19 protein-coding genes are annotated in these 26,976 nt (G+C 70.3%); 13 read left to right on the top strand and 6 right to left on the bottom strand.

Annotated elements, in window-relative coordinates:
- Positions 1–73: 73 nt before the first annotated feature.
- On the bottom strand, positions 74–1,033 hold the full coding sequence (locus ACT3T5_RS10175) for a sugar-binding transcriptional regulator (RefSeq protein ID WP_444577265.1): 960 nt from the start codon (positions 1,031–1,033) through the stop codon (positions 74–76).
- Between the two features lie 221 nt (positions 1,034–1,254).
- On the opposite strand from ACT3T5_RS10175, the gene ACT3T5_RS10170 reads away from it, so the two are divergent.
- From ACT3T5_RS10170 to putP, 4 genes are all read left to right on the top strand, one after another.
- Positions 1,255–2,997 (top strand): glycerol-3-phosphate dehydrogenase/oxidase, encoded by a 1,743-nt coding sequence (locus ACT3T5_RS10170; protein WP_443352101.1) that lies wholly within the window; start codon positions 1,255–1,257, stop codon positions 2,995–2,997.
- Between the two features lie 262 nt (positions 2,998–3,259).
- Entirely contained in the window at positions 3,260–3,982 is a 723-nt protein-coding gene (locus ACT3T5_RS10165; RefSeq protein WP_443352353.1) for an MIP/aquaporin family protein, read from the top strand.
- A 101-nt stretch (positions 3,983–4,083) separates the two neighbouring features.
- Positions 4,084–5,628: a glycerol kinase GlpK gene (gene glpK, locus ACT3T5_RS10160; protein ID WP_444577267.1), complete on the top strand. Its 1,545-nt coding sequence runs from the start codon at positions 4,084–4,086 to the stop codon at positions 5,626–5,628.
- 746 nt (positions 5,629–6,374) lie between these two features.
- Positions 6,375–7,949 carry a sodium/proline symporter PutP gene (gene putP, locus ACT3T5_RS10155; RefSeq protein WP_444577268.1) on the top strand — a complete coding sequence of 525 codons (1,575 nt, stop codon included), beginning with the start codon at positions 6,375–6,377 and terminating at the stop codon, positions 7,947–7,949.
- Between the two features lie 129 nt (positions 7,950–8,078).
- On the opposite strand, the gene ACT3T5_RS10150 is transcribed toward putP, so the two are convergent.
- The 3 genes from ACT3T5_RS10150 to ACT3T5_RS10140 all read right to left on the bottom strand — a co-directional run bounded on the left by ACT3T5_RS10150 (position 8,079) and on the right by ACT3T5_RS10140 (position 12,800).
- A complete protein-coding gene (locus ACT3T5_RS10150; RefSeq protein WP_444577269.1) occupies positions 8,079–8,930 on the bottom strand; it encodes an SMP-30/gluconolactonase/LRE family protein in 852 nt (283 codons plus the stop codon).
- A gap of 167 nt (positions 8,931–9,097) precedes the next feature.
- Complete coding sequence (locus tag ACT3T5_RS10145) at positions 9,098–11,272, bottom strand: glycogen debranching N-terminal domain-containing protein (RefSeq protein WP_444594283.1); 2,175 nt, start codon at positions 11,270–11,272, stop codon at positions 9,098–9,100.
- Between the two features lie 37 nt (positions 11,273–11,309).
- Entirely contained in the window at positions 11,310–12,800 is a 1,491-nt protein-coding gene (locus ACT3T5_RS10140) for an FGGY-family carbohydrate kinase (RefSeq protein WP_444594282.1), read from the bottom strand.
- A 284-nt stretch (positions 12,801–13,084) separates the two neighbouring features.
- Between ACT3T5_RS10140 and ACT3T5_RS10135 the strand changes: the two genes are divergently transcribed.
- From ACT3T5_RS10135 to ACT3T5_RS10095, 9 genes are all read left to right on the top strand, one after another.
- Positions 13,085–14,035, top strand: a complete 951-nt coding sequence (locus ACT3T5_RS10135; RefSeq protein WP_444577272.1) for a sugar-binding transcriptional regulator — start codon at positions 13,085–13,087, stop codon at positions 14,033–14,035.
- A 325-nt stretch (positions 14,036–14,360) separates the two neighbouring features.
- The gene (locus ACT3T5_RS10130; protein ID WP_193116956.1) at positions 14,361–15,449 is read left to right on the top strand and encodes a zinc-binding dehydrogenase; all 1,089 of its coding nucleotides are present in this window, start codon (positions 14,361–14,363) and stop codon (positions 15,447–15,449) included.
- A 419-nt stretch (positions 15,450–15,868) separates the two neighbouring features.
- A complete protein-coding gene (locus tag ACT3T5_RS10125) occupies positions 15,869–16,543 on the top strand; it encodes a DUF2291 domain-containing protein (protein ID WP_193116957.1) in 675 nt (224 codons plus the stop codon).
- Positions 16,540–18,093: a sugar ABC transporter ATP-binding protein gene (locus ACT3T5_RS10120; protein ID WP_193116958.1), complete on the top strand. Its 1,554-nt coding sequence runs from the start codon at positions 16,540–16,542 to the stop codon at positions 18,091–18,093. The genes ACT3T5_RS10125 and ACT3T5_RS10120 overlap by 4 nt, the downstream gene beginning before the upstream one ends.
- A gap of 26 nt (positions 18,094–18,119) precedes the next feature.
- Positions 18,120–19,439 carry an ABC transporter permease subunit gene (locus tag ACT3T5_RS10115; RefSeq protein ID WP_443403545.1) on the top strand — a complete coding sequence of 440 codons (1,320 nt, stop codon included), beginning with the start codon at positions 18,120–18,122 and terminating at the stop codon, positions 19,437–19,439.
- Positions 19,440–19,621: 182 nt separating this feature from the next.
- Positions 19,622–20,641 (top strand): D-ribose ABC transporter substrate-binding protein, encoded by a 1,020-nt coding sequence (locus tag ACT3T5_RS10110; protein WP_193116959.1) that lies wholly within the window; start codon positions 19,622–19,624, stop codon positions 20,639–20,641.
- A gap of 211 nt (positions 20,642–20,852) precedes the next feature.
- Positions 20,853–22,229, top strand: coding sequence for an RbtT/DalT/CsbX family MFS transporter (locus tag ACT3T5_RS10105; RefSeq protein ID WP_193116960.1), 1,377 nt, complete (start codon positions 20,853–20,855; stop codon positions 22,227–22,229).
- A gap of 43 nt (positions 22,230–22,272) precedes the next feature.
- Positions 22,273–23,985 (top strand): dihydroxyacetone kinase family protein, encoded by a 1,713-nt coding sequence (locus ACT3T5_RS10100; protein WP_193116961.1) that lies wholly within the window; start codon positions 22,273–22,275, stop codon positions 23,983–23,985.
- A gap of 127 nt (positions 23,986–24,112) precedes the next feature.
- Positions 24,113–24,583: a ribose-5-phosphate isomerase gene (locus ACT3T5_RS10095; RefSeq protein ID WP_444577276.1), complete on the top strand. Its 471-nt coding sequence runs from the start codon at positions 24,113–24,115 to the stop codon at positions 24,581–24,583.
- Positions 24,584–24,786: 203 nt separating this feature from the next.
- Here the strand turns inward: ACT3T5_RS10095 and ACT3T5_RS10090 are convergent, their stop codons facing one another.
- Both ACT3T5_RS10090 and ACT3T5_RS10085 read right to left on the bottom strand, forming a co-directional pair.
- A complete protein-coding gene (locus ACT3T5_RS10090) occupies positions 24,787–26,277 on the bottom strand; it encodes an MFS transporter (protein WP_444594281.1) in 1,491 nt (496 codons plus the stop codon).
- A 186-nt stretch (positions 26,278–26,463) separates the two neighbouring features.
- The gene (locus ACT3T5_RS10085; RefSeq protein WP_444594280.1) at positions 26,464–26,955 is read right to left on the bottom strand and encodes an NUDIX domain-containing protein; all 492 of its coding nucleotides are present in this window, start codon (positions 26,953–26,955) and stop codon (positions 26,464–26,466) included.
- Positions 26,956–26,976: the final 21 nt, after the last annotated feature.

The following is a 26,976-nucleotide window of genomic DNA, read 5'->3' as shown; positions in this document are numbered from 1 at the left end:
GGACGGATGCGGGTGGATGCGTATAGGTAGGGGTGGATCCGGACGGGCATGGGCGGCTGCGGCCGCCGGCAGATCAGCGCAGTGCGAGCAGGCTCATCGCGGTGACCTCGTCGACGACCAGGTCGGTGGCGGCGCCGGCCCGCAGCGCGGCGCGCAGCGGCAGGGCCTTGCGGGTGCCGGCGGCGAGCAGCAGCCGGCGGGGGATCCGCGCCAGCTGGGACGGGTTCGGGCCGGAGCAGCGGGCGTTCATTCCGATGTCCCGGAAGGTCCCGTCGGCCCGCAGGAACACGGTGCACACGTCCCCGACCGCCCCGTCGGCCCGCAGCGACCGCAGGTCCTCGCCGGTCAGGTAGTTGTTGGTGTAGACGTGGCTGGGCACGGCGGCGTCGAAGGCGCCCACCCCGAACACGGCCAGGGTGCACTGCTGCTGGGTCTCCAGCACTCGGTGCACGGAGCGCTCGTGCCACATGGCGTCCCGGGTCGCGGCGTAGTCGAAGAAGGCGGGGACGGGGAAATGGTGCACGGTCGCGTCCCAGAGCGCCGCGGCGCGGGAGAGCACCGTGGAGACGTAGGTGAGGCCGGAGCCCTCCGTGTTGATCGCCCCGTTGAGCTGCACGATCCGCAGCCCCGGCACCGGGCGCGGCCGCAGCGACCCCACCAGGGCGGCGATCGTGGTGCCCCAGGCCATCCCCACCGTCATCCCCGGCTCGAGCATCTCGTCGAGCATCGTGGCGCCTGCGTCGGCCACGGCCTGCAGGCGTTCGCGCTCGTCCTCGGTCGCACCGGCGGCGATCACGTGCGCCTGGACGCCGTACTGCTGGGAGATCCGCCGACGGAGCTCCTCGACCCGGTGCGCCCCGGGCGGACGCAGCGAGATCTGCACCAGTCCGGCCTCCCGGGCATCGCGGAGCATCCGGGACACCGTCGACCGCGAGACGGCCAGGGAGCTCGCGATGGACTCCATGGTCTGGCTCTCGCCGTAGTACATCCGTGCAGCCGCAAAGGCGGTTTCGAGGCGGTGGTCGGGGATCACCCCCTCAGTGTTGCACGTTCGTGCACGGGACTTGCGGGATGGTGCACGGAGGTTCCACGATGGCTCCGGATGCCGCAGCTAACGGCGGCGCCCACTGCGACGGATTCGGCCTGAGAAGGTCCGGTCTCGGGAGATACGGCCCTACAGGGTCCGCCTCCACAGGGCCCGCCTCCAGAGGACCAGCCGTCGCGGCGCAGACGTCACGGCAAAGGAGCAACCACGTGTCCGATCAGCATCGGTCAGCACTCACCCCGGAGAACCGGGCGGAGCACCTCTCGCGTCTTCGCGCCGCGACCCCGCAGAACCCCCTGGACGTGCTCGTCGTCGGCGGCGGCGTCAACGGCGCCGGTGCGGCCTTCGATGCGGCGACCCGCGGTCTCTCCGTCGGGCTGGTGGAGACCCGCGACTGGGCCAGCGGCACCTCCTCGCGCTCCTCGAAGCTCATGCACGGCGGCCTGCGCTACCTCCAGATGCTCGACTTCAAGCTGGTCGCCGAGGCGCTGCGCGAGCGCGACCTGCTGCTCACGCACACGGCCCCGCACCTGGTGAAGCCCATCAAGTTCGTCTTCCCCTTCTTCAAGAAGGTCGTGGACCGCGCCTTCATCGGCTCGGGTGTGATGCTCTACGACGCGATGCAGTCGGTGGGCCGCAAGCGCGCCGTGCCGATGCACCGCCACCTCCTGCACGACAAGATGCTCGACGTCTTCCCGGCCCTGGACGGCGAGAAGGCCGTCGGCGCGCTGGAGTACTACGACGCCCAGGTGGACGACGCCCGCTTCGTGATGATGCTGGTGCGCTCCGCCGCGCAGCATGATGCCTCGGTCGCCAACTACACGAGCGTCGTCGACTACCTCCACGAGGGCACCCGCGTGATCGGCGCCCGGGTGCGCGACGAGGAGACCGGCGAGGAGTTCGACGTCCACGCCCGCGAGACCATCCTCGCCGGCGGTGTCTGGACCCAGGACCAGCAGGACCTCGCGGGTGCCGACGCCGGCCTCGAGGTGCTCGCCTCCAAGGGCATCCACATCACGATCGCCCGCGACCGCATCCCCGCCGTGCCGGATACCGGCATCATCACCCAGACCGAGAAGTCCGTCCTGTTCATCATCCCGTGGGACGAGTACTGGGTCATCGGCACCACCGACACCCCGTGGACCCAGGACCCCCGCGACGTGGGCGCGACCGCCGAGGACATCGAGTACGTGCTCGAGCACGCCAACGAGGTGCTCGCCGACGATCTGACCCGTGAGGACGTCATCGGCGTCTACTCCGGCCTGCGCCCGCTTCTGCAGCCGGTGCGCAAGAACTCCGGTGGGGGGTCGACGAAAGTCTCCCGTGAGCACACCGTGATGGAGGTCGAGCCGGGCCTGTCCGCGATCGCGGGCGGCAAGTACACCACGTACCGGGTGATGGCCGAGGACGTCGTCGACTTCGCGATCAAGGACTCCCAGCCCGGGCGCCCGAGCCTGACCCGCTCGGTGCCCGTGATCGGTGCCCAGGGTTACGAGTCACTCGTACGCGACAAGCAGGAGATCGGCCGACGCTACGGCTTCGACGAGATCCGCGTGGATCGCCTGCTCTACCGCTACGGCGCTCTGCTGACCGATGTCCTCGCCCTGATCGATGAGGACCCCTCGCTCGGCACCCCGCTCGAACACGCCCCCCGGTACCTGCGCGCCGAGGTCCTCTACGCCGTGCGCGCCGAGGGGGCCCGCCATCTCCTCGACGTGCTCCAGCACCGCACGCGCCTGGACTACGAGACCCGCGACCGCGGCGTCGACGCTGCCCCCGAGGTCGCCGCGCTCGTCGGCCCCGAGCTGGGCTGGGACGACGCCATGCGCGACCGCGAGGTCGAGACCTACCGTGACTTCATCGCCGCCCGACTGGACGGCGAACGCACCACCAGCGATGAGCAGGCCGCGGCCCGCCTCGCCGACGTCGCGGAGGTGCCCCCTCGCCGATGACCGAGACGGTGCCCGGAGACGAGATCCGGGCACCGTGGGGGCGCGCACCGTGCGCGCCCCGGCAGAGCTCCCCGGGGCTCTGCGACCGGCCGATCCGGGTTCCGCCCGACGCGCCCCCGCTCCACGACGAGCGGCAGAGGCGCGTCACCCGTCGACTTGCTGCGTCCATCGATGCCGCAGCATGCGCGCCGAGGAGCCAGGGCTCGACCGGATCCCGATCCGCACCGACGCGGATCGCTAAGGAGAACACCTGATGGAAACGATCGGAACGATCCTGCTGTCGGAGATCGCGGGCACCGCGATGCTGACGCTGATGGGTGGTGGCGTGGTCGCCAACAACATCCTCGGCAAGACGAAGGGCAACGGTGGCGGCTGGCTGATGGTCAACTTCGGCTGGGGCCTCGCGGTCTTCGTCGGCGTCTACACCGCGTTCAAGACCGGCGCGCACATCAACCCGGCCGTCACCACCGGTCTGCTCTTCAGCGAGGCCACCGAGTACGCGCCGGGCATCCCGATCACGTTCGGGACCACGATCACCTACTTCATCGCCGAGGTCGTCGGCGCCTTCATCGGCGCCGTGCTGGCCTGGCTCGCCTACAAGAACCACTACGACCAGGAGACGGACCCCGGGACCATCCTGGGCACCTTCTCCACCGGCCCCGAGATCCGCTCCAAGGGCTGGAACCTGGTCACCGAGATCATCGCGACCTTCGTGCTGGTGTTCGTGATCATCATGTTCGGCAACACTCCCGACAAGCTCGGCCCGCTCGCGGTCGCGCTGCTGGTGGTCGCCATCGGCGCCTCCCTCGGCGGGCCGACGGGGTACGCCATCAACCCCGCCCGTGACCTCGGCCCGCGCCTGGCGCATGCAATCCTGCCGATCAAGAACAAGGGCGGCTCGGACTGGGGATACTCGTGGGTACCGATCGCCGGCCCCCTGATCGGTGGCCTCCTGGCAGGCGTAGCCTCGATCTTCTACTTCTGATCGACGACTTCTGACCAGCCACGTAGCGTCGCGCCGATGCGCGGCACTGCGACCTCACGACACGTCATCCACGACGACTCATCCATGACGAAGGAGTTCTGATGAACGACGACACCATGTACATCATGTCCATCGACCAGGGCACGACCTCGACCCGGGCGATCATCTTCGACCACGGCGGCCAGATCGTCGCCAGCGGCCAGAAGGAGCACGAGCAGATCTTCCCGAAGTCCGGGTGGGTCGAGCACGATCCGAAGGAGATCTGGAAGAACACCCGCGACGTCGTGGGTCAGGCGCTCGTGAACGCCGAGATCAACCGCCATCAGCTGGCGGCCGTGGGCATTACCAACCAGCGTGAGACCGCCGTCGTGTGGGACAAGAACACCGGTGAGCCGGTGTACAACGCCATCGTCTGGCAGGACACCCGCACGCAGAAGATCTGCAACGAGCTCGCCGGCGACGAGGGCGCCGACAAGTACAAGGAGCGCGTGGGCCTGCCCCTGGCCACCTACTTCTCCGGGCCCAAGGTGAAGTGGATCCTCGACAATGTCGACGGCGCCCGCGAGAAGGCCGAGGCCGGGGACCTGATCTTCGGCAACACCGACGCCTGGCTGATGTGGAACCTCACCGGCGGCACGAACGGCGGTATCCACGTCACCGACGTCACCAACGCCTCGCGCACGATGCTCATGAACATCGACACCCTGGACTGGAACGAGGACATCGCGAAGGACATGGGTATCCCGATGTCCATGCTCCCGGAGATCAAGTCCTCCTCCGAGGTGTACGGGAAGGGCCGCAAGAACGACCTGCTCATCGACACCCCGATCGCCGGCATCCTCGGCGACCAGCAGGCGGCCACCTTCGGCCAGGCCTGCTTCGAGGTGGGCCAGGCGAAGAACACCTACGGCACCGGCAACTTCATGCTGATCAACACGGGCGAGGATCTGGTGCGCTCCGAGAACGGGCTGCTCACCACCGTCGCCTACAAGATCGGCGACAACAAGCCGGTCTACGCCCTCGAGGGATCGATCGCCGTGACCGGCTCGCTCGTGCAGTGGGTGCGCGACAACCTGGGCCTGATCAAGGACGCACCCGAGATCGAGGACCTCGCCAAGAAGGTCGACGACAACGGCGGCCTGTTCATCGTCCCGGCGTTCTCGGGCCTCTTCGCCCCGCACTGGCGCTCCGACGCCCGCGGCGCGATGGTGGGCATGACCCGCTTCCACACCAAGAACCACATCGCCCGGGCCACCCTGGAGGCCACGGCCTTCCAGTCCCGCGAGGTGCTGGACGCGATGGTCGCCGACGCCGAGAGCGAGGGCGTCGAGCTCTCCGAGCTCAAGGTCGACGGCGGCATGGTCATGAACGAGACCCTCATGCAGTTCCAGGCCGACATCCTCGGCGTGCCCGTCGTGCGCCCGAAGGTCATCGAGACCACCGCGCTCGGTGCCGCCTACGCGGCCGGCATCGCCGTGGGCTTCTGGGACGGCGAGCAGGACGTCATCGACAACTGGGCCGAGGACAAGCGCTGGGAGCCCGCGATGGACGACGAGACCCGCGATCGCTACCTGCGCCTGTGGAAGAAGGCCGTCGAGCGCACCCTGGACTGGGTCGACGACGACACCGAGGCGCTGTACAGCTGAGTCGTCGCCCTCGGGCCTTCGGGCCTTCGGGCCTTTGGGTCCCCGGGCCCTCGCGTCCCCACGCCAGTGCGCGCTGGGTTTCCATGTCTGGAAGCCCAGCGCGCACTGCCGTGAGGATGGCAAGGCGTGGGGAAGGAAAAGCGTGGGGAAGGCACGGCGTGGGGCGGGCAGTCGCCGGCGGTTCCCGACCGCACCTGAGCCCCTCCCTCCAGCCCTCACCTCAAGCCTCCCCCCCCGCCCGCCCCGCTCTCCAGGTCGTTACCGCGGGGTTATGTGCACGTGGCTTCCCGTTGTGGAAGCCACGTGCACATGACTGCGCGGTAGCTGGTGGGAGTGAGGGATACGGGTCGGCGGGACGCTGAGAGGCGAGCGGGATGGAGCGGGGGAGTGCTGGCCCGGACAGCGGAATCGACCGTCGCGAGAGATGTCACCGTTGGGATACAGCTGCAGTGATCGGCGACACGGAGGCGTATCCTCGGCGTCACCCCTCAGTACCGACGCTCGCGCGGCGTCCCGTCACCATGTCCGAGGGCCGGCGCTGCACCATCGTCGGACGGTGATCGAGATCCGCGCACCGATCTGCGGCGCTCGTCCCGAGCGTCGTGCACGGAGCACGCTGCACCCGGCAGCTCCTCGAGAGCTCGCCGTGTGCGCTCGTTCCCCCCGCCCCCCGAGCGCGCCCTGTCCGTCGCCCGCCCCTCGACCCCCTCGACCACCTTCCCCACCCCTGAGATCGGAGTCCCCTCATGGATCTCGTCTTCAAGATCATCGCCCTGGCCGTCTACTTCCTCGTCATGATCGGCATCGGCCTGTACGCCTTCCGCAAGACGTCGGACGGTGAGGACTACATGCTGGGCGGGCGCCAGCTGCATCCCTTCACCGCCGCGCTCTCCGCCGGTGCGTCGGACATGTCCGGCTGGCTGCTGATGGGCCTGCCCGGCGCGCTGTACATGAACGGCCTGGTCGAGGCGTGGATGGCCATCGGTCTGACCGTCGGCGCCGGTCTGAACTGGGCGTTCGTCGCGCCGCGTTTGCGTCAGTACACGCAGATCGCCGGCAACTCGATCACCGTGCCGAGCTTCTTCGGCAACCGTCTGCATGACCGCACGAACATCCTGCGCGTCGCGGCGGGCGTGATCATCCTGGTGTTCTTCACCTTCTACGTCTCCTCCGGCATGGTCGCCGGCGGCGTGTTCTTCCAGTCGACGTTCGGCGGCTCCTACCTCATGGGCATGCTCCTGGTCGCAGGCGTCACCATCCTGTACACGCTGTTCGGCGGCTTCCTCGGGGCCAGCTACACCGACGTCGTCCAGGGCATCATCATGATGATCTCCCTGATCGCGGTCCCGATCACCGCGATGATCGTGGTCGGCGGACCGACGGCGATGTTCGAGTCCGTGCGCGAGGTCAACTCCACCTTCGGCTCCCTGACCGCCGGGGGCACCTTCATCGGCATCGTCTCCTCGGCCGCCTGGGGCCTGGGCTACTTCGGCCAGCCGCACATCATCGTGCGCTTCATGGCGCTGCGCTCCTCGCGCGATGCCAAGTACGGCCTGGTCGTGGGCATGAGCTGGATGATCATCTGCGTCCTCGGCGCCGTGTTCACCGCGCTCGCGGGTCTGGCCTATTTCCAGCAGAACGCCGATGCGGTCCTCACCGACTCCAAGAACGGCGAGTCGGTGTTCCTGGACCTCTCGCAGCTCCTGTTCCACCCGCTGATCGCCGGGTTCCTGCTCGCGGCCGTGCTGGCGGCGATCATGTCCACGATCTCCTCGCAGCTGATCGTCTCCAGCTCCGCGCTGATCGAGGACCTCCTGGGCGGCATCGGCATCAAGCTCAGCGCCAAGAGCGCCCTGTGGGGCGGCCGCATCGGCGTGCTCGCCGTCTCGGTGATCGCGCTGATCCTGGCTCTGAACCCGGACAGCTCCGTGCTGGGCCTGGTCGGCTTCGCGTGGGCCGGATTCGGTGCGGCCTTCGGCCCGATCGTGCTGCTGTCGCTGTTCTGGCGCCGACTCACCATGATCGGCGCTGCCGTGGGCATGGTCTCCGGCGCGGCGGTCGTCTTCATCTGGGGCCAGTTCACGCCCGACGTCGCCTGGGGCCTGTTCGGTGATCAGCACCTCTACGAGATCGTCCCGGGCTTCCTGGTCTGCCTCGTCCTGGCGATCGTGATCAGCATGATCACGCCCCAGCCGCCGGCGAAGGCGATGGAGGAGTTCGACGAGATGCTCGGCTCCCTCAAGACCGGCGAGTTCATCGATCATTCGGCCGACGCGGAGCCTGCCGGCTCCGGCGCGACCGGTTCCGGACCGGCTGTCTGACCCGTTCGGAACGCCTGATCGAGACGGCGCCCGCCCGACGAAGGACTGTCGGGCGGGCGCCGTCTCGTGGCGCGGGTACCGGATCTCGCCTGCTTCTCGCCTCAGGGCAGGGCAGGGCAGGGCTCCGGATCAGGCGGCGAACAGCCGCTCGCCCGTGGGGCCCGCGACGCCGGGTCGGACCGAGAACAGCGACCCGGCCTGCGGATCCTCCCCGTCGGAGAGGTTCTCCCGGCTGGTGGTGATGAACAGGGTGCTGAGGTCCTCGCCGCCGAAGGTGCAGGCGGTGACCTGTCGCGCGGGGACCTCGATCCGGGAGGCGACCGCGCCGCGAGCGTCGAGACCCAGCACCTGGCTCCCGCCGTGCATCGCGACCCACACGTTGCCCTCCGCGTCGAGCGTGAGCCCGTCGGGGGAGCCGTTCTGGTCGGCGAGGTCGGCGAACGGGCGACGATTGGTCAGGCCCTCCGCGTCGGACCAGTCGAACAGGTCGACGCGGTTCGTCGGGGTGTCGACGTAGTACGCGAGTGTGCCGTCGGCGGAGAAGGCGAGCCCGTTGGAGATGGTGAGATCGCCGAACTCGCGGTGGGTCGTGCCGTCGGGCAGCAGGCGCCACATGGCGGCGCCGCCGGTGTGGCCGTCATAGGCCATCGACCCGCACAGGAACGAGCCGTCGGGCGCGATCGCCCCCTCGTTCATCCGCACGTCCTCGTCCCACAGCGGCGGGAGCAGGCTGATCGACCCGTCGGGATCCTCGAGGCCGAAACCCTTCTCGAGGGCGAGCACCGCGCCGCCGCTCGAGGCGGGGCGCACGCAGGCCACCACCGGGCTGGGCGTGGAGATGCGCTGCACCGTGCCGTCGGCCGTGAGGTGCATGAGGTCGCCGGCGAGCATGTCGACCCAGCGCAGCCCGCCCCAGGTGTCGGACCAGTACGGGCCCTCGGCGTGATAGCAGATCGAGTCGGTGAGGCGGTCGGCGTGCATGAGGGCTCCATTCACTCGGAACTGCGGTGCGGCCCACCGTACGGGGTGCAGCTGGTGGCGTGTGCCCAGGGGAGAGGACCCGCGGGATCCGGCCGACGGGGGACGGCCGGCGGGCTCGGGCCGACGGGGGACGGCCAGCGGGCCCGAGTCGACGGGCGTCCCGGTGCTCAGCGCGGCAGCACCCCGAGGGCCTGCGCCACGGGGACGGCGCTCGCGGCCGCCCAGGCCTGGGGCCGGCACGAGGACGGATAGGGGAGCGGCGGGTCGACGTCGTCGCTGCTCCTGCCGCCGAACAGCTCGGGCAGGCGCTGGTCGAGGCCGTCTGCCGCACGGAGCAGTCCCCTGGCCACGATCTGCGCCTCCGCCTCGAACCCGGAGCGGAGCAGGCCGCGCAGGATGAACCCGGTGTCGTGGGTCCACACGCTGCCCCCGTGGTACCGCAGCGGCCCATAGCCGCTGTTGGTCGTGGACAGGGTACGGATCCCGAAGCCGGAGAACAGGCTCGGATGCAGCAGACGGTCCACCACGAGACGCTCCTGCGACGCGTCGAGGATCCCGGTGCCCAGCAGATGGCCCATGTTCGAGGCGACCCCGGTGACCGGGCGCTTCTCGCCGTCCAGGGCGAGCGCGACGAAGGGCCCCAGCTCGTCCTCGCACCAGAACGTCCCGTGGAAGCGTGCGTGCAGGCGGTCGGCCCAGGTGCGGAGGCGGTCGGGGAGGGCGGCGCGGGATACCGACGCCTCGAGCAGGCCCGACGGCGCCTCGAGCAGGCCCGACGACCCCTCGAGCATGTCTGCGGCGTGCCGGGCCGCAGCATAGGCATAGCCCTGCACCTCGGCCGGGGCGATCGCTCCGGTGGCGACGGAGTCGTCGGCGAAACGGATCGAGTCCCCGGAGTCCTTCCACCCCTGATTGGCCAGGCCGTGCCCGGAGTCGTCGAGGTATTCCAGCAGGCCGTCCCCGTCGGCGTCGGCGTGCTCGAGCAGCCAGAGCGACGCCGCCTCCAGGGCAGGTCGCAGCTCGCCGAAGGTCGCGTCGTCCAGTCCTGCGCGCCGTGCGTCGTGCAGCAGCTCGATCCACAGCGGGGTGGCGTCGATCGTCCCGTAGTAGACCGGCGGCAGATAGGTCTCGACCATGTCCATGCCCTGGGCGCGAACCTCGTGGAGGATCTTCCCGGGCTGCTGCGCGGTCTCCACGTCGACGACCGTCCCCTGTCGGCGTGCCAGGGTGCGCAGGGTGCCTTCGGCGATGGCGCGGTCCACCGGCAGGGCGAGTGACGCGGTGATCAGAGAGTCGCGGCCGAACAAGGTGAAGAACCATGGAGCGCCGGCGGCGAAGAAGGTCTGGCACGGCTCGCCCGGCACCTGCAGCCGCAAGGCGTCCAGGTCCGACAGGGACCTGCGCAGCAAGCGGTCGACGGCGCGGGACTCGGTGCTGGTGGGCTCGAGCGGGCTGGTGGGCTCGAGCGGGCTGGCGGGCTCGAGCGGGCTGGCGGTCGTGCACGAGGCGGTGGCTCCGGTCGACGTCGCGGCGGCCCACGGCTCGTCGGCAGCCTCGAAGGGGACCGACGGATCCTCCAGGTCCAGGCGCCACGAAGCGCAGGCCTCCCCGCGAGCCGGTGCCTCGAGCGCAACGGTCCAGGTCACGATGGGGCCGTCGGCCGCGAGAGCGCTATCGGCCGCGAGGGCGCCGTCGGCCGAGAGGCCCTCGTCGGGCCCGCGTGACGTCGCGCTCGTGCCCGCGCTTGTGCCCGTGCCCGTGCCCGCGCCCTCACCTACGGTCAGCCGCGCGCGGCCGCCTTCGGTCCCGATCTCCCACTGGGCCGTGTCGGCCTCGACGCTCACGGCCGGGCGCTCATCCTCCTGGGCGAGCGCGAGTCGGTGGTCCTTCACCGCGGACATCGACATCCCGTCCGTGATCAGCGCGAGGCGGAGCACCACGCGGCGCGGGCGGTCATCGTCCGAGACCAGGCGCAGCTGCTCCCGGAACCCGTCGGTGTCCGCCGTGCGGGTGCGTTCGAGGATCAGCAGCGGATCGCCCGCCCCATCGGCTGTGGAGACGACATCACGATGGACGATCTCGTCAGCCGTCCGCACCTGCACGCCCAGCGGGGAGAGATCGGCCGCCCGGGCATCGCAGCGCAGGTCGGAGACCACCCGGGTGTCCCCGAGGTAGATGCCTTCCGCGCCTGCTCCGCGCATGGCGCCATCAGGCCGGGACCAGGCCTGCACCGGGGCACGGAAGACCCCGGCGAGGTCGTGGACGAACGGCTGGTGCAGCGGGACCGGGCGCTGCGCGGTCAGGGGCGGCGCGGTGAGGGACGGCAGGGTGGGCTCGTGCATGGATGCTCCGATCGATGGCCTGTGCGTGCCGTGCTGATCAGCCCTCGCGCTGCATGCTCGCGAGGGAGTGGGCGATGTCGCGGGTCGCGGGGTAGAGCTCGCGGTACATCCGGTACAGCTCGTCATAGCGCGCCCCGGCGTCAGGTGCCGGCACGCAGACGCGATCGATCGCATTCCAGGCCTCGGTGTCGCGGCCGTGGACCGCGCGGGCGGCGAGCATCGAGGTGCCGTACGAGGCGCCGACGGTGCGGCGCGGGATCTCCTGGGCGAGGCCCGTGACGTCGGAGACGATCTGCGGCCACAGCTCGTTCTGGGTGCCGCCGCCCACGGCGACCATGCGCTCGATGCGCACGCCCGCCGCGCGCAGCTCCTCGAGGTGGTGGCGGACGCCGTACGCGGCGGCCTCGAGGGCGGCCCGATACAGATCGCCGCGGGCGTGGGAGAGGGTCAGCCCGGCGATCACGCCGCGGGCCGACGGGTCGTGCATCGGGGAGCGTTCTCCGGCGAAGTAGGGGAGCATGAGCAGGCCATTCGCCCCGACGCCGCTCGCGGCCGCTTCGCGCACCAGGTCCGCGAAGCCGGCCCCTCCGGTCAGGTCGCGCAACCACCCGGTGATCGCCCCGGAGCTCGCCATCCCGCCGGACAGGGTGAAGGTGCCCGGTGTGGTCCCGGAGGTCACCCACATCGCGCGGCTCGGGGCCGGCTCGGCGGTGATCGCGACCAGGAACGTCGTGGTGCCGTACATGAGCATGACGTCCCCGGGCGAGGTGGCGCCCACGCTGATCGCCTCGGCCCAGGCGTCGGTGCTGCCGGCGACCACGGGCGTGCCCGCCTCGATGCCGCTGAGCTCCTGGGCCGCGGCGGCCGTCACGGTGCCGGTGATATCGCCGGACCAGGCCAGCGGCGGCAGCTCCAGCCCCGGTGCGACCTCCTCGGCCCAGGGCTGGTGCCAGTCCAGGGTGCTCGTGTCGTAGAGCGGCGTGACCATGCTGGCGCTCGCGTGATCGAGCGCGTACTCGCCGGTGAGGCGGAAGCCGAGAAAGGACGACGGCATGAACAGGTGCGTCGCCCGGGAGAAGACGTCGGGCTCATGATCGGCGACCCACCGGATCTTCGGGCCGGCGGCCTGGGAGGAGAGCACGCACCCGCTGCGGGAGAGGATCTCGTCCTCGCCGAAGCGGTCGGTCAGCTCTTGGATCTGGCGCTCGGCCCGGGTGTCGACCCCGTAGAGGATCGCGGGGCGCACGGGCTCCCCGGTGTCGTCGGCCAGCACCACGCACGGGCCCATCCCCGACACGCCGATCCCGGTGACGCGAACATCTGTGCCGGCGGTGAGCTCGGCGGAGATCCCGACGAACTCCTCCCACCACACGCGGGCGTCCATCTCGACATGGCCGGGCGCGGGACGCTCGACGACGTGCTCCCGGGTCGCCGTGCGCAGGATCGTCCCGTCGAGCGCGACCAGCACCCCCTTGGCGCTGGACGTGCCGATATCGACGCCGAGCACAGCCTCCTCGTACTTCGTCATCGACCAGCCCTTTCGTCGCCGCCTCGGCGTGATGGCCCGGTCGGATCCGCCGATGGGCCTGCTCCATACTGCCACTGACCGCGCCCCGATATGCGTCGCTCCGGCGCCGTGGCCCCGGGCCGTGCCCGGGCCCGGATCGCCACCCGGGAGGGGGCCCGATCTGCTCGACGTCGGTGCGCCCGGCTCCGACGTCGATAGGATCGGCAGCCAGAACATATGTGACCCGGGCACATCCGTGCCTCGACACCGGGGTCGGGGACGGACCGACGACGAAAGGAGCGGGCATGCTCGACTCGACCATGGACCCGCAGCTCCTGCACCGCGCGGCGTCCGCGTACTACCTCGACAATCTGCGCCAGGCGGAGGTCGCCGATCGGCTCGGAGTCTCCCGTCCCACGGTCAGCAAGCTGCTCACCGAGGCTCGACGCATCGGGATGGTGCGCTTCGAGGTCCTCGACGTCTCCGGCCCCGATGTCACCGATCTGGAGCAGCGGCTGCGAGACCTTCTGGGCATCGATCGGGTGCGCATCGCCCCCGGTGACCAGCGCGAGCGGGAGTTCCGCGGCATCGGCGACCTGCTGGGGGAGGAGCTGCGTCGGCTCGAGCTGCGCCGCCGTGACGTGCTGCTCCTCTCCTCGGGGACGACCACGCGCGCCGTGAGCCGGATGCCCGGCATGCCCGAGCTGCGCGGCGTGATCATCGCTCCCACCGTCGGCGGCCAGCAGGAGTCCGATCCGGTCTTCCAGACCAACGAGATCGTGCGGAACCTCGCCGACCGCACCGGCGGCGACCCCCGCTTCATCTTCGCCCCGGCCCTGCCCAGCCCCAGTCTGTGGCGCTCGTTGCAGGCCGATCCGAGCTTCGTGGGGATCACCGACCTGTGGGCTCGGGCCTCCGTGCTGGTCTCCGGCATCGGTGCGCCGTATTCGAGCCGTGAGTCCCTGACGTCCGTGGTCCCGCGCGACGACCCGTCCCTGCGCGACGCGGTCGGGGACGTGTGCCTGCACTTCTACGACGCCGACGGGAACACCCTCGTCTACCCCGGCTCGGACCGTCTGGTGCGACCCTCGGCGGACGTCCTGCGCGCCATCCCCACCTCGATCGCGCTCGCCGCCGGGCGCGGCAAGGCCCTGTCGATCCGGGCCGGGGCGAAGGCCGCGCTGTTCACCACGCTGATCACGGACGCGCCGACGGCCGAAGCTGTTCTCGCCGACACGGAGTCCGAACAGGGCTGAGCGGGACTGGGCGGGACGGAACGGGGGCTGAGCAGGACGGAACGGGACTGAGCAGGTCTGGGCGGATCGGCGCCCGCCGTCTGTCCTGGTGTCCGCCCCCATGCCTGCCACAGTGCCTGCCTCTGCCTCTGCCCCCGCCTCTGCGCACGCCACGTGCCGACATCACGGTCGAACATTTGTGCTTGACGAATGTGCGTCCTGTGCCTAGGCTCACAGGTGACCGGCTTCTGCGGCCCGGGCCGGCCAGGCCCCCCGAGCGGATCCGTGGACGGCGGCCGCCGGTGCCGCGCAGTGAGCCTGAACGTAGTGAAGGAGAAGTGTCGAGATGACCGATGTCCCCAAGACCATGCAGGCCGTGGTGATGCACGCGCCCGAGGACTACCGCCTCGAGGACAAGGACGTGCCCACCCCCGCCGCCGATGAGCTGCTGATCCGGGTCGAGGCCGTCGGCGTCTGCGCGAGCGACCTGAAGGCATACGCCGGTGCCGCCAAGTTCTGGGGCGACGAGAACCGTGAGCGCTGGGTCGAGCCCGGCATCACCCCCGGCCACGAGATCACCGGCCTGGTCGTCACCGGGTCCGACGAGGCGCTCGCACTGCATGGCGTGAAGCTCGGGGACCGGATCGTCGTCGAGCAGATCGTGCCCTGCGAGGAGTGCATGTACTGCAAGCGCGGCTGGTACTGGATGTGCGGCCCGCACGACATGTTCGGCTTCAAGCACTACGACGGCGGCATGGCCGAGTACATGATCGTGCCCTCGCTCGCCCGCGCCCACACGATCTCCCCCGAGATCCCGCCGCACCACGCCGCGTTCGCCGAGCCCCTGAGCTGCTCGCTGCACGCCGTCGAGCGCGCGCAGCTCACCTTCGACGACGTCGTGGTCGTCGCCGGCGCCGGTCCGATCGGCCTCGGCGCGATCATCGGTGCCTCGCACAAGACCCCCAAGATGGTCATCGCCCTCGACTTCGACGAGCACAAGCTCGAGCTCGCGAAGAAGTGCGGAGCGGACCTCACCCTGAACCCCTCGAAGGTCGATGTCTACGAGGAGATCCGCGCCCTGACCGGCGGTTATGGGGCGGACGTGTACATCGAGTGCACCGGCCACCCCAGTGCGGTCTCGCAGGGACTGAACCTGCTGCGCAAGCTGGGCCGCTACGTCGAGTACTCGGTGTTCAAGGAGAACGTGTCGGTGGACTGGTCGATCATCTCCGACGACAAGGAGCTCGACGTGCTCGGCGCCCACCTCGGCCCGCACTGCTGGCCCGCCGCCATCAAGATCATCGAGTCCGGCGTGCTGCCGCTCGACGAGATCTGCACCCACCAGTTCGGCCTGAAGGACGTCCAGAAGGCCCTCGACACCGTCGCCGACTCCGCCGGCGCCTCGATCAAGGTCTCGATCCTCCCCGGAACCTGACCCGTCCGGCCGCGGTGCCGACGGCTCCGCGGCCGCCGACGCCGACGTCGTGGTCGGAGCGTCCCGCCTGACGCTCCGGCCACGGGGTCCCGGCGATCAGCCGCTGCCCACCCCACCTACGAGCCTTCCGGACCGCAGCCGTTCCGGACCACCTCACCCCTAGTCGTTCCGGATCGCAGTCGTTCCGGACCACTTCATCCCGCTGGGCGTTCCGGACCGCAGTCGCTCCGGATCACCAGCTGTCGATCAGCACCACGGACGTCCGGTGAGTTCGACGCCGAGCTCGCCATCCCGCCGCACACGGCCCGCCGACGAGGGCGGGCCCGCGCCTCCCATCCAGGCCACCGCGTGGTCTGCCCCCGGTCCCGTCGCCGCCCGCAGCAGACGGCCCGCCGGGCCCCTCCAGAGGAAGGCTCTCCATGAGCACAGCAGCAGTCGCCGAGCACGGGAGCCGCCCCCGCCCGGCGCGCCCGCCGAAGAGGCATCTGGGCCGGTGGATCGCCGCCGCGCTCACGGTGCTCGCCCTTCTCGTCGTGGTCCTGGGCACCAAGGTGGTGCCCGACGGGCAGGAGGAGGTCGCCGGGCCCGCCGCGTTCGACAAGGCCACCTTCGGAGCGCAGGAGTTCCCGACGGTGCAGAAGCAGGTCACCGAGCAGGCGGTCCCCGCGACGGAGCTGGCCGCGGCGATCGCCGCGGACCCGAAGGCTGCCGCCGCGGACCATGGCGTCGAGGCGGCCGGCAACACCGTGTACAGCACCACCTTCACCGGCACGGTCGGGGAGGGGCAGGCCGGTATCTACGACGTCGCCATCGAGGGCATGCCGAAGAACGTCACCGTGCGGATCCAGACCGGCCCGGCCATCAACGGCACCGAGCTCCGCGACGCCACCGGGAACTACGGCTTCGGCCAGTTCACGAACCAGATCGAGTTCCAGGACGCCGGCGCCGCCCTCAATGAGGAGATGAAGAAGCAGGTCCTGGATCCGGTCGATCCGAGCACGCTGAGCGGGAAGACGGTCACCGTGACCGGTGCCTTCACCGCCATCAACCCCGAGGGCTGGCTCGTCACCCCCGTCTCCCTGGAGGTGGCATGAGCACCGCGACCGGGTCCGTCGCACCGGAGGACAGTACCCGTGGCGACAGGGTGCTGGAGGCCCGTGACATCGTGAAGACCTACGGCGGCACCCGGGCGCTGAAGGGCGTGAACTTCGAGATCCATCGCGGCGAGGTCACCACCTTGTTCGGGGAGAACGGCGCCGGGAAATCGACGCTCATGAAGATCCTCTCCGGCGTGGAGCAGCCCACCTCGGGGCAGATCGTCCTCGAGGGCGAGCCGGTCACCTTCGCCACCACGAACGACGCGCGCGACCACGGCATCGCGATCATCCATCAGGAGCTGAGCCTCGCCCCGAACCTCTCGGTGCGCGACAACATCTTCCTGGGCCGCGAGATCACCAGAAACGGGGGAGTGGACTTCGCCGAGGAGACCCGGCAGACCGCCGCGCTCCTGGCGGAGATGCACCTGGACGTGGACCCCTCCACGATGGTCGGGGACCTGCGGGTGGGCCAGCAGCAGATCATCGAGATCGCGCGCGCCCTGTCGATCGACGCCCGCATCCTCATCATGGACGAGCCGACGTCGGCCCTCGCCGCCCGCGAGGTCGAGATCCTGTTCGAGATCATCGAGGACCTCACCTCCCGTGGCGTCTCCCTGGTCTACATCTCGCACCACCTCGAAGAGGCTCTGCGGGTCACCGACCATGCGGTGGTGCTGCGGGACGGCTCCATGACCGCCCGCGGCCGACGCGAGGAGATCGACCTGGACTGGATCGTGCGGCACATGGTCGGCGAGAACTTCGACCTCGGCACCGCCCCGCAGGGCTACGACTTCGGGGAACCGGTGCTGGAGATCCAGGAGCTCACGGTGCTGGACCCCGAGAATCCTGAGCGCGCGGTCGTGGATCAGCTGTCCCTCGAGGTCCGCGAGGGTGAGATCGTCTGCGTCTACGGCCTCATGGGGGCCGGTCGCACGGAGCTGCTCGAGGCCGTCGCCGGTCGCGGGGAGATCGCCGGGGGCCGGATCCTGTTCCGCGGCGAGGAGCTCGGCACCGAATCGATCCGCGATCGCCTCGCGATGGGCATCGGCCTGGTCCCCGAGGACCGTCAGCGCGACGGATTGGTGCCGACGATGACCGTCGGCCAGAACCTCACCCTGGCGAGCATCACGCAGTTCCTGCGTCGCGGCTTGACCTCGCGTCGTGCGGAGACGTCCCTGGCCACAGGGTTGATCCACGACGTCACCGTGAAGGCGCCCGGGCCCGACGTCAGCATCGGGTCGCTCTCCGGCGGCAACCAGCAGAAGGTCGTCATCGGCAAGATCCTCGCGACCCGGCCCGGCGTGATGCTGCTGGACGAGCCCAGCCGCGGCATCGACATCGGCGCCAAGTCCGAAGTCTTCGGCCTGCTCGCGGACCGTGCCCGCGAAGGGCTGGCCGTCGTGTTCTCCACCTCCGAGATCGAGGAGTGCTTCGGCATCGCCCATCGCATCGTCGTGCTGCACCGCGGCCGCATCTCCGCCGAGTTCGGGCCCGACGCCGAGAAGGCCGACGTCATGGCCGCCTCCGGCGAAGTCGTCTCCTCCTGACCCTGCTCCCTGAACGGATACGCCTCATGACCTCCACCGCCGCAGGCGACGCGCCCCGGATGCCCGACAGCCCGACCCCCGACAGTCCGACGCCCGACAGCTCGAAGCGGGGCTCGTCGACATCTGGCTCCTCGACGCGGGAGCGCTCCTCGCTCGACATCTCCAAGGTCCTCATCGAGAGCCGGGCCTTCCTGGCCCTCGCGCTGATCATCGTCATCTTCTCGCTGCTGTCCCCGAACTTCCTCACGGTCAACAACCTGCTGATCATGTCCTCGCACGTGGCGATCTTCGCGCTGCTGTCCCTGGGGCAGCTGCTCGTGGTGCTCACGGGCGGCATCGACCTGTCCGTCGGCTCGATCCTCGGCTTCACCGCCGTGATCGGCGGCTTCCTGCTGCGCGGCGTGCCGCTGAGCATGTTCGGGGTGACGCTGTACCCCAGCGTCCCGGCGGCCGTGCTCATCGCGATCGTGCTCGGCGGGGCGCTGGGACTGCTCAACGGCGTGCTCGTGGCGAAGTTCAAGGTGGCGCCCTTCGTGGCGACCCTGGGCATGCTCTACGTGGTGCGCGGCTTCGCGCTGCTGATGACCAACGGACGCACGATCAACGACCTCTCGGGCGAGGAGGGGCTGGGCAACACCGGCTTCGAATGGCTCGGCTTCAACCGCATCCTCGGGATCCCCGCCGGCGTGCTCATCATGGCGGTGATCGCCCTGGTCATCGCCGTGGTGCTGGGTCGCACCACCTTCGGTCGGTGGCTGTACGCGACCGGCGGCAACGAGCGCGCCGCGCAGCTCTCCGGGGTGCCCGTGCGCACGGTGACCGTGTGGGTGTATGTCATCTCCGGGCTGTGCTCGGCGGTCGCGGGGATCATCCTCGCCTCGACCCTGACCAGCGCGAGCCCGACCGCCGGCAACACCTATGAGCTGACCGCCATCGCCGGCGTGGTGATCGGCGGCGCCGCGCTCTCGGGAGGTCGCGGCACGGTGCGCGGCACCCTGCTCGGCGCCTTCGTGATCGGCTTCCTCTCCGACGGGCTCGTGCTCATCGGCGTCTCCGCCTACTGGCAGACGGTCTTCGTGGGCGCGGTCATCGTGGTCGCGGTGCTGCTGAACACCCTGCAGTACGGCCGCCCCGGCGGCTCGAAGCGCAGGGCCCGACGGAAGCCCGGGACGGACACGGGCGCCTCGCCGGAATCCCCGTCGGCGCAGAACTCCTCGCCCCAGCGCTCCCCGTCCGATCCCCCGCTGGCTGAGCCCTCGTCGACTGAAACCCCGTCGACCGAACCCTCGTCGACCGAACCCTCGTCGACCGAGCCTCCGCGCCGGGGGTCACCACCGACCGACTGATCCAACCTCCGACCCCTCGACCCAGCTCTCCATCCACCCAGTCTTCTCCATCCACTCAGTCCTCTCCACCCGCTCGCTTCTCTCCACCCGCTCACTCCTCTCCATCCATCCGGCTCGCCGCATCTCGCGCACGAGCTCCGACGCCTCCCGATCGGGAGACGTCGCCCTGAAAGGAACACATCATGGAACGCAGGCATTTCCTCTCCGCACTCGGCATCGGGGCCGCAGCGGCCGGTCTCGCAGCGTGCTCCGGAAGCTCTGACGACGCCGGAGGAGGCTCCGGCGGCGGGTCGTCCGACGGCGGCAGCGATGGAGGCGGCGGGGGCACGGACGGCGGTCTGATCACGATCATCGTCAACGACCCCTCGAACCCGTACTGGAAGATCGAGGGCGACGTCGCCGCGGCGAAGGCCGAGGAGCTCGGCTACACGACCACCATCGGCGCCCACAAGGGCGACACCAACACCGAGAACACCCTGGTCGACACCGCGATCTCCAACAAGTCCGTGGCCCTGATCATGGACCCCGCGAACGCCGACGGCTCGATCGGCACCATCAAGAAGGCCATCCAGGCCGAGATCCCCGTCTTCCTCATCAACGCGGAGATCAACGAGGCCGGCCTCGTCAAGGCGCAGCTGGTCTCCAACAACGCCCAGGGTGCCGCCCTCGGCGCCCAGGAGTGGGTGAAGCAGATGGGGGAGAAGGGTCAGTACGTCGAGCTGTTCGGACTGCCCTCGGACAACAACGCCCAGACCCGTTCCAACGGCTTCACCACCACGATCAGCCAGTACCCGGATCTGGAGAAGGTCGGCGAGGAGGTTGCGGACTGGGACCGCACCAAGGGGCATGACAAGGCCCAGTCGCTGCTCCAGGCCAACCCCGATATCACCGGCCTGATCTCGGGCAACGACGAGATGGCGCTGGGAGCGATCGCGGCCTTCAAGGAGGCCGGGGCGCTCGAGGGGATCATCGTCGGCGGCTTCGACGGCTCGCCGGACGCCATCGAGGCGATCAAGAACGGCGAGCTCGCCTACACGGTGCTGCAGCCGGTCGCGACGTTCGCGGAGCTGGTCATCGAGATGGCCGATGACCTGCTGCGCAACGGCACCGAGCCGGAGACCGAGAAGCAGGCGCTGGACTGCATCCTCGTGACCGAGGACAACGTGGACAAGATGACCGCGCCGTTCACCTACACCGAGTGAGGCCGGGCGCCGCCGCGCCGCGAGGCGCGTGCGGCGCCTGATCGTCATCGCCCCACCGATGATGCACGTCGGTTCCCAGTGGCACATTTGTGCTTGACGTATGTTCTGGATTCGGCCTATGGTCGTGCCGATCCTCGGCCCGCTTCGCCGAGCCCGGGGTCGCGTTCGAAGGTCGGGGATCCGGCCGCGCCCACACGAAGGAGTGTCCTGTATGAGTTCGGCGACGCAGGCAGCCGGTCCGATCGGTGGAACAGGCGGTCGGGAGACCTTCCTGGACCGCCTCGGCATCCCCCACGTGCTGCGCTGGGGCTTCCTCGGCGTGCTCGTGTTCATGACCGGCAACGGCATCGAGTCGAACTTCGTCTCCCCGCACATCGCGCAGGCCTTCGGCGGCGGCGACGACAAGATCGACCTCGCGGCGAAGATCATCACCGCCTACAGCCTCGCAGTGCTCATCGGCTCCTACCTCGCCGGGGCCCTCTCCGACCTCATCGGCCCGCGCCGCGTGATGGCCCTGGGCGTGGCTGTGTGGGTCGTGTTCCAGCTCGCCTTCCTCGGCTCCCTCCAGCTCGAGTCGGTGCCGCTCATCGCGATCTCCTACTTCCTGCGCGGCTTCGGGTTCCCCCTGTTCGCCTTCGCGTTCCTGGTATGGATCAACGCCGTGATCGACAAGGAGCGCAACGGCGCCGGCGTCGGCTGGTTCTACGTCATGTTCACCGGCGGCTTCCCAACCCTGGGCTCGATCGTCGCCGTCTTCCTGATCGGCGGCTTCGGCGGCGGCCACACCGGGCAGACCGGGGCGATGGCTGCCTCCACGGCAGTGGTCGTGGCCGGCTTCCTCATCGCCTGGTTCGGGGTGCGCGAGAAGCACGGCTCCATGCGCCTGGCGCCCCAGGGCGAGTCCTCCGCGGGCGTGATCCTCTCCGGCCTGCGCCTGACCTTCACCAACAAGCGCATCGCGATGGGCTTCCTGACCCGGTTGATCAACACCGCCCCCGAGTTCGGCATGTTCATCATCCTGCCCAACGTCATCGCCGGGTCGATCGACGACGGCGGCCTCGGCTGGAGCCAGTCGCAGTGGCTGGTCATGACCGCGATCGTGTACGCCGGGAACATCCTGTTCAACGCTGCCTTCGGCACGCTCGGCGACAAGTGGGGCTGGACGAAGACGGTGCGCTGGTTCGGCATCGTCGGCTCCGCCATCGGCCTGCTGCTGTGGTGGTACGTGCCGCACATGGTCCCGGCCGGCTCCGACTGGGGCTTCGTGGTCTCCGTCGCCGCGGGCACCGTCTTCGGCATCCTGCTCGCCGGCTTCGTGCCGCTGGGCGCGATCATGCCCGCGATCGCCCCGAAGCACACCGGCGCCGCGATGGCGATGTACACGACGGCTGCGGGCGGCGCGACCTTCCTCGGCTCCGCCGTGGTCGCGATCGTGCGTCCGCTCGCCGGGAACGTCGGCGTGGTCTGGGCCTTCATCCTGCTGTACGCCTGCGCCTTCACGATGACCTTCTTCTTCAAGGTGCACCAGCCCCGCCTGCACGGCGAGCAGGTGCAGGATGAGGCCGACGCGAGCACCGCGGCGTCCTGATCCAGCCCCCGTCCGTCCCCGCCTCCGACCGAAAGAGACTCCGATGACCTACCTCTTCGATGATCCGAAGTCCTTCCCCGCCGACGCCGTCGAGGGCCTCGTGGCCGCCCACCCCGAGGAGCTGCTGCAGGTCCACGGTGGTGTGGTGCGCAAGAACGCCACCGTGAAGGGCCAGCCGGCGCTCGTGGTCGGCGGCGGCTCCGGGCACTACCCGGCCTTCGCCGGCTGGGTGGGCCCGGGCTTCGCGCACGGCGCCCCCTGCGGCAACATCTTCTCCTCGCCGTCCTCCGACCAGGTCTACTCGGTGGCGAAGAACGCCGAGAACGGCGGGGGAGTGATCCTCGGCTTCGGCCACTACGCGGGCGACGTGCTCCACTTCGGCGTCGCCGCGGAGAAGCTGCGCGCCGAGGGCATCGATGTGCGCATCGTCGCGGTCAGCGACGACGTGGCCTCCGGGGCGAAGGGGGACCACCGCGACCGCCGCGGCATCGCCGGCGACCTCACGGTGTTCAAGATCGCCGGCGCCGCGATCCAGGCCGGCGCGGACCTCGAGGAGGCCGAGCGCCTGGCCTGGAAGGCGAACGACGCCACGCGGTCCCTCGGGGTCGCGTTCGACGGCTGTACGCTGCCCGGCGCCGACGATGCGCTGTTCCACGTCCCCGAGGGGAAGATGGCCATCGGCCTGGGCATCCACGGCGAGCCCGGGATCGACGAGGTGGACATGCCGTCGGCCGCGGAGCTCGCGAAGGTGCTCGTGGACGGCGTGCTGAAGGAGACCCCCGAGTTGGACTCCGACCGTGTCGCCGTGGTCCTCAACGGCTTGGGCACCGTGAAGTACGAGGAGATGTTCGTGGTGTGGAAGCATGCCTCGGCGCTCCTCGCCGACGCCGGCCTCACGCTGGTGCGACCGGAAGTCGGCGAGCACGTGACCAGCCTCGACATGGCCGGGCTCTCGCTCACCGTGATGCGCCTGGACGAGGAGCTCGAGCAGCACTGGCTGGCCCCGGCCGACACCCCCGCCTTCCGTCGCGGCGGCACGGTGGGCGGCGACCTGGGGGAGGAGCGCGGGGAGCTGTACACCCCCGGCGAGGACCCGATCCCCGAGGCCTCCGAGGGGTCCCGCGGCAGCGCCGAGCGGATCACCGCGATCCTCGGCGAGGTCGAGGCCCTGCTGGGTGAGCTCGAGCCGGAGCTGGGCCGGATGGACGCGGTCGCCGGCGATGGCGACCACGGCCAGGGCATGGTGCTCGGCATCCGCGCCGCGCAGGCCACCGCGCAGCGCGTCACCGAGTCCGGCGCCGGGGCACGCACCGTGCTCGTGCAGGCCGGGGCGTCCTGGTCCGCCGAGGCCGGCGGCACGTCCGGTGCGCTGTGGGGCGCGGCCCTGACCAGCCTCGGCAGCGCCTTCGCCGACGAGGAGCCCGTGAGCGACGAGCAGCTCCTCACCGGTCTCGTGCAGGCCGTCGAGGCCGTCGAGCGGCTGGGCCGTGCGAAGCCCGGCGACAAGACGATGGTCGACGCCGCGGTGCCCTTCCGGGAAGCCCTCGCCGACGCGAAGGATGCGGCAGGTTCTGCGGCCGACGCGGTCGTCGCGGCGGCCGAGAAGGCCACCGCCGCCGCCGAGGCCACGGCGGACATCGCCGCCACCATGGGCCGGGCCCGCAACCACGGTGACAAGTCCGTGGGCACCCCGGACCCGGGCGCGATCTCCTTCTCGAAGATCGTGACCCTCCTCGGGGAGCAGCTGAGCAGCTGAGCGCTGGCCGCCAGCGCCGATCCCGCTACGAACACTCTGAACACCCCGACGACCCGAACACCCCGTCGACATGAACACCCCGTCGACACGACCACCACGACGTCACGACCACTACGAAGGAGCAGTCATGGGCTGGAAGATCATCACCGGATCCGACAATGCCGGGTACGGCCACAAGAGCGCGCTGAAGGAGCTTCTCGAGAGCGATCCCCGCGTCGACTCGGTCGTCGATGTCGGCGTCACCGGCCGTGAGGACGGCACGTACTACCCGAACGTCGCCGTCGAGGCCGCGGAGAAGATCGCCGCCGGTGTGGCGGACCGAGCGCTGCTGGTCTGCGGCACGGGCCTCGGCGTCGCGATCGCGGCCAACAAGGTCTCCGGTATCCGCGCCGTGACCGCGCACGATCTGTACTCGGTGCAGCGCTCGGTGCTCTCGAACAATGCGCAGGTGCTGTGCATGGGCGAGCGCGTGATCGGGCTGGAGCTCGCGAAGGAGCTGGTCAAGGTGTGGCTGGACCTCGAGTTCGACCCGGAGTCCTCCTCTGCCGCGAAGGTCGACGCGATCTGCGCCTACGACGGGTCCCTCGACCAGGCCTGACCGGCGTCGTAGCGGCGGCTCCGACGGCCCAGCGCCGACGGCCCGCCGACGTCACGTCGAGAAAGGTGCCAGCCGACTGGCACCTTTCTCGACACGACGCTCCGTCGCTCTGCGGGGCGCGCTCCTCGGCACGTCCCGGGCGTGGTCAGGTCACGCTGTTCCGCTGTTCCGCTGTTCCGCTGTTCCGCTGTTCCGCTACTCCACTATTCCGCGAGGGCGCGTCCGCGCTGCTCGGGCAGGGTGAACGCGGCCGCCGCGGCGAGGGCGAAGGCGATCGCGAAGGCCACGAAGGCCAGCACCTGCCCGCCGGCCACGACCAGCACCGGCACCAGGAAGGGCGCGAGCATCGAGGCGATCCGGCCGAAGGCCGCCGCCGCGCCGGTGCCGGTGCCGCGCACCGCCGTCGGGTACAGCTCCGGCCCGATCGCGTACAACGCCCCCCAGGCTCCGAGGTTGAAGAAGCTCAGCGCGCAGCCGGCGGCGATGATCGTCGCCTCCGAATCGGCCAGGCCGTAGCAGGTGGCGGCCACGGCGGAGCCGGCGAGGAACACGGTGAGCGTCCATCGCCTGCCGAGCACCTCGATCAGCCATGCGGCCATCGCATAGCCGGGGATCTGGGCCAGCGTGATGATCAGCGTGAAGGTGAACGACTGGGTGAGGGAGAATCCGCGCTCCACGAGCAGCGTCGGGATCCAGATGAAGGCGCCGTAGTAGGCCAGGTTGATGCAGAACCACACCGCCCACAGCCCGGCGGTGCGGGCACGCAGAGCCGTCGACCAGATTCCTCCGGTGCGCACCGTGTCCGCCGCCGGGACCTCGCCCACGGCCGACGGTGCAGCGGCGCTGACCGTGGCGGCTGCGCGTGCCGCGGGATCCTCCGACGCGCCGGCAGTGTGTCCCGACCCGTCGGCCGCGTGCGCTGACTCGCCGGCCGTGTGCGCCGAGCTGTCGGCGGACGCTGCCCCGGCATCCAGCCCGGCCGACTCCTCGAAGCTGCGCACCACGCTCTCGGCCTCGTCGTGACGCCCCTTCTGCTCCAGGAATCGCACCGACTCGGGCATTCCCCACCGCACCACCAGCGAATACGCCGCGGGGACGAGACCCACCGCGAGTGCCCAGCGCCATCCCGTCGGCCCCGAAGCGGCCACGAAGGTGCCGATCACGGCGGCGAGGATCCAGCCCAGCGCCCAGAACGCCTCGAGCCACACGATCACGCGACCGCGGATCCGGGCGGGGGCGAACTCGCTCATCAGGGTCGAGGCGACCGGCAGCTCCGCGCCGAGCCCCAGGCCCACCACGAAGCGCAGCGCGATGAGGGCTCCGACGCCCATGGCGAGCGCCGAGGCGCCCGTGGCGAGGCCGTAGACCAGCAGGGTGAGGGCGAAGACGCTGCGTCGGCCGATCCGGTCGGCGAGCAGACCGCCCACGCTCGCGCCGATCGCCATACCGGCGAAGCCCGCCGAGGCGATCAGGGAGCCGTCGCCCTTGGAGATCCCCCAGTGGACGCTGAGCGCGGCGATCACGAAGGAGATCAGGCCGACGTCCATCGCGTCCAGCGCCCAGCCGATGCCGGAGGCGCCCAGCAGCTTCCCGTGCTTGCGGGTGAAGGGCAGCCGATCCAGGCGCTGCGACCTGGTCAGAGTGCTGCCCAGGTCCGCGGGGGACTCGTCGGGTGAAGCGGGGGCAGGGGTCATCGTCATCTCCGGGAGGGGCAGGAAGGTCCGGGGGACATCATGACGCACGGTCGCGCCCGACGGGGGCCGGGCCGGTCGCGAGTGCGCGTCTGCGCCGGAGCCGGAGCCGCAGCCGGAGCAGGCGCAGGAGCCTGGCCGGTGCCGGTGCCGGTGCCGGTGCCGGCACCGGGTGCTGTCGGCGGGGCGTCAGCGGTGGTCGTGCGCCGTCAGATCGGGCAGCGCCTCGCCGCGCAGCACGGCGAGCGCGCGTCGGGCCCGGGCGCCGCCCCAGGAGGAGAGGATGTCCGCGTCGGCCTCGTCGATCAGGGCCCAGTCGTCGAGCTCCTCGACCTGCGGGATCACCGTCGCTTCGAGCTGGGCGCGCGGGATCATTCCGGCGTCGAACACGAAGTGCACGCCCATCGGGGCGCTCCGCACGGCGCTCGAGGGCATCCAGTCGATCGCGAGCACACGGCCCACCTCGACGTCCAGGCCGAGCTCCTCGGCGACCTCGCGCTGCGCGCAGAGACGGGGGTCCTCGCCGGGGTCGACGCCGCCGCCGGGCAGCAGCCAGTGGTCGCGGTAGTTCGGCTTCTCGACCACGAAGCGGCCGTCCTCGTCGCGCAGGATCACCGCACCGGAGCTGATCACCGTGGGCAGGGAGGCGAAGTAGGCGGGGTCCGGGAGCAGTCGGGGCATGACCCCATCGTGGCACCATCG

It is taken from the genome of Brachybacterium sp. AOP3-A1-3 (assembly GCF_052378285.1).
Taxonomy (GTDB): Bacteria; Actinomycetota; Actinomycetes; order Actinomycetales; family Dermabacteraceae; genus Brachybacterium.
Note: the sequence above shows the minus strand (reverse complement) of the source record. Positions and strands in the feature narration are given on the sequence as shown.